The sequence below is a fragment of the Nostoc cf. edaphicum LEGE 07299 genome (assembly GCF_015207245.1).
Lineage (GTDB): Bacteria > Cyanobacteriota > Cyanobacteriia > Cyanobacteriales > Nostocaceae > Nostoc > Nostoc edaphicum_B.
The window spans coordinates 1-2,884 of the sequence record NZ_JADEXF010000877.1; the positions used below are offsets into that span (position 1 = coordinate 1).

The following is a 2,884-nucleotide window of genomic DNA, read 5'->3' on the forward strand; positions in this document are numbered from 1 at the left end:
ATATTATCTGATGGAATAAGTTTTTCCCTGGTTGCCTCTTAGAAAAAGTGAATAAAGAAAAGTCTATAAAAATAGATTGTCTACCAGTTGGCAATATGATGTCGCTGGAGTGAATGTCAGGATGCACTATTGAATTTTAATGCATCGCTGCTAGTGCATCACTAATTTTACAGACGCATTTTAGATTATTCTTCTTATTTTTAAGGTAAAAATCGATCTAAAGCAGCCTTTAACTGTTTAATTTCAACATCAATATTACCCTCTTGTGCAGCTCTACCAATACACTCAGTTAAATGTTCATCCAAAACAATTCGCGCTACCCGATCCAATGCACCCCGCACTGCGGCAATTTGCAGTAGGACATCAGGACAAGGGCTATTTTGCTCCACCATTGCCTTAATACCACGAACATGTCCTTCTATACGCGATAATCGATTGACAATTCGCCGTAAAGACTCTTCGCTATGGATGTGGGGATGAGCCAAGTCTCCAGTCCCATGAGTACCATCTGTATGCTCGTGGTCTTTATCGTGATAGTGGGAATGTTCTGCTTGTTGGGATGTTGGCAAGGATTTCTTACCTAATCGGTTTGATCCATTCATGGGCTATCAAAAGGCTTGTATTACTAAAATCCTAGTCTAGTACTCGACCAACCCAAAACTTATGGGTGAAGGCAGACCCCATTCACCCTAACTTTACTGCTGACGATTGGCTTTTTCTTGAGGAATAATCTCCGTTACTACCCTACCGCTAGAACTACCACCTTTGACAACAATATTTTCTGTTTGCAGATTACCAACTGCTGTTTCACCCACAAAATTTAAAGGTGGGTCAATTTGTCGGTAAACAACATTTCCCTGAGCTTCAACTAACTTATTATCTAAATACCAAGTTAGTGTATTGGCTCTTAAAGACTGGCGACGCTGACCAACGGCGTTGACATTACCTTTTAAGTAAACAGTTTTTTGCGGTATTTTCATTTCACCTTGATTGGCTGTCACTGTGACATTTTCAGCACGATGGAACATTCGTGTAGGTGAGTTTGTAGTGACAGTTTCTGCATTCATGTTCCAGGTCATAGAGTTACTAGCTATTTGCAGTGGTGGGTCTAGTAATTCTAGTTGAGCATTTTTTTGGACAGTGGCAATTTTTGTTTTTAAGTTGACTTCGGCAGAATTTCCCTTACCGCGATCGCTAATTTTATTATCTTTGTAGCGGTCAATTTCTAGAGGGCGATCGCCAATCAGTTTTTCTTCTTTAATATTCCAGATTAAATGTTCAGTTCTCACTTGCATCTGGGGATCGATAGAATTTGCTACTACTCCTCCAGAAAATTCCATCCGCTGTTCGCGGGTTTTTACTCGCACTTCCTGCGCTACTGCTTGTAGTTTTTTATGAGTACCGTTAATCTTGTTACGAACAATCAACAAATCTTCTTTGGGACGCCATTCTAATTCATTCCCTTGCAACACAATCCCATTACTAGGATCTGTGGCAAATATTTTACCTTTTAGAAACAACTGCTTCCCATCTTGTTCAATGTCTGCTACATCAGCCTTGATTTGGTAAACAATTTTGCCATCTTGATATAGTTCACCATAAGGGCTTTCAGCCTGACCAATTTGTTTTTCTTTGGTGTATTTTGCGGTTTTAGCCCTGACTTTCCAAATTGGTCTTCCCACTTCGTCTGCTTGTTCTAGGGTGACATCAAAGAAAGTCAAATTACTATCTTTATTAGATGAATCCGCAGTATTTTGTTGGGAAGTTGGCGGGGATTTGCTCCCGCAGGCGGCTAAACCAAATACCAAGAAAAAGGTCAAAGGTAAAATAAGAAAGGAGGGAGTGGAGGAGAAATTTTGAATTTTTCTCTTTCCCCATCTCCCTCTTTTATGAAATTGATATGCCATTATTCTTGGATTTCTAGGTGTCCATCACTAGTTCTGGGGTCTTCCAAAAAACCGATGCCTGATAACGGTCGGTATGGATAGCTTTGGCGAGGAGTTTTTTGAATATCTTCTTTGATTGCTTCTAAATCAATGTAGCGATCGCTTACATTAATTAAGCTGTCGCTGGTCATCGAACGCAAGCTCACAACTTCTACCCGCACGCCACGATAGCTGACTGAATTTACTGCATAAGCCAAATCCCCATCACCGCTGACTAAAACTGCGGTATCATAAGAATCTACTAGTGCCATCATATCTACTGCTATTTCTACATCCAGGTTAGCTTTTTTAGAGCCATCTGGTAGCTGGACTAAATCCTTAGCAATGACTCGATAGCCATTGCGACGCATCCACAGCAAAAACCCCTGTTGCTTCTCGTTTGTCCGATCTACACCAGTGTAGAAAAAAGAACGCAGTAATCTAGAACCTCCTGTTAATCGACATAATAGTTTCGTGTAATCTATTTCAATACCTAGTTGTAGTGCAGCGTAAAATAAATTTGAGCCATCAATAAATATGGCGACCCTACCTCGATTCTCCAAAACTTGTTCTGGCGTAAATATTGAATCGTTTTCCAAATTATTCAACATCATTGTGATACCTCATTTTTTATCCCTGTTATTTTTGATACAAATTACCAACTTTTAGATGCTAGTCACAGCGGCTTATGATAATGTTCCGCGGCTAATTTAAATTGAGCCACGATAAATTTTGTGAGAAAATAAAAAAATTGAACAAAATCAGAGTTTGATAAGGACTAATCGTTTTTCGGGGGTTCTATTCGTTGAAAAACAGGTTGGTGTTTACCCAACTGTTGTTTGCTCGATAGTAGTCCCCATGTAGCATGGGTGGCAAAAGGAGCATTAACTGAACTTTCTATTCGATCGTTAAAGTTTATTCCAAAACCCAGTTGCTGATAAATATCGCTACTGATGTTC

The 2,884-nt window shown here is 39.7% G+C and carries 3 protein-coding genes and 1 pseudogene; all 4 read right to left on the minus strand.

The window, feature by feature from the left end:
• Nucleotides 1–200 precede the first annotated feature (200 nt).
• A complete protein-coding gene (locus tag IQ229_RS22045; RefSeq protein ID WP_194047400.1) occupies nucleotides 201–602 on the minus strand; it encodes a metal-sensing transcriptional repressor in 402 nt (133 codons plus the stop codon).
• Between the two features lie 93 nt (nucleotides 603–695).
• Nucleotides 696–1,907 carry an LPS export ABC transporter periplasmic protein LptC gene (gene lptC, locus IQ229_RS22050; protein WP_194047402.1) on the minus strand — a complete coding sequence of 404 codons (1,212 nt, stop codon included), beginning with the start codon at nucleotides 1,905–1,907 and terminating at the stop codon, nucleotides 696–698.
• Nucleotides 1,907–2,536 (minus strand): LabA-like NYN domain-containing protein, encoded by a 630-nt coding sequence (locus IQ229_RS22055; protein ID WP_094348455.1) that lies wholly within the window; start codon nucleotides 2,534–2,536, stop codon nucleotides 1,907–1,909. The genes lptC and IQ229_RS22055 overlap by 1 nt, the downstream gene beginning before the upstream one ends.
• Before the next feature lie 167 nt (nucleotides 2,537–2,703).
• Nucleotides 2,704–2,884 (minus strand): annotated as a pseudogene (locus IQ229_RS24340) (methionine--tRNA ligase); the annotation flags it as partial.

What these genes read in the sequence shown, in the direction of transcription:
- IQ229_RS22055 (WP_094348455.1), bottom strand. Translation starts at nt 2,536, where the DNA reads ATGTTGAATAATTTGGAAAACGATTCAATATTTACGCCAGAACAAGTT.
- IQ229_RS22045 (WP_194047400.1), bottom strand. Translation starts at nt 602, where the DNA reads ATGAATGGATCAAACCGATTAGGTAAGAAATCCTTGCCAACATCCCAA.
- lptC (WP_194047402.1), bottom strand. Translation starts at nt 1,907, where the DNA reads ATGGCATATCAATTTCATAAAAGAGGGAGATGGGGAAAGAGAAAAATT.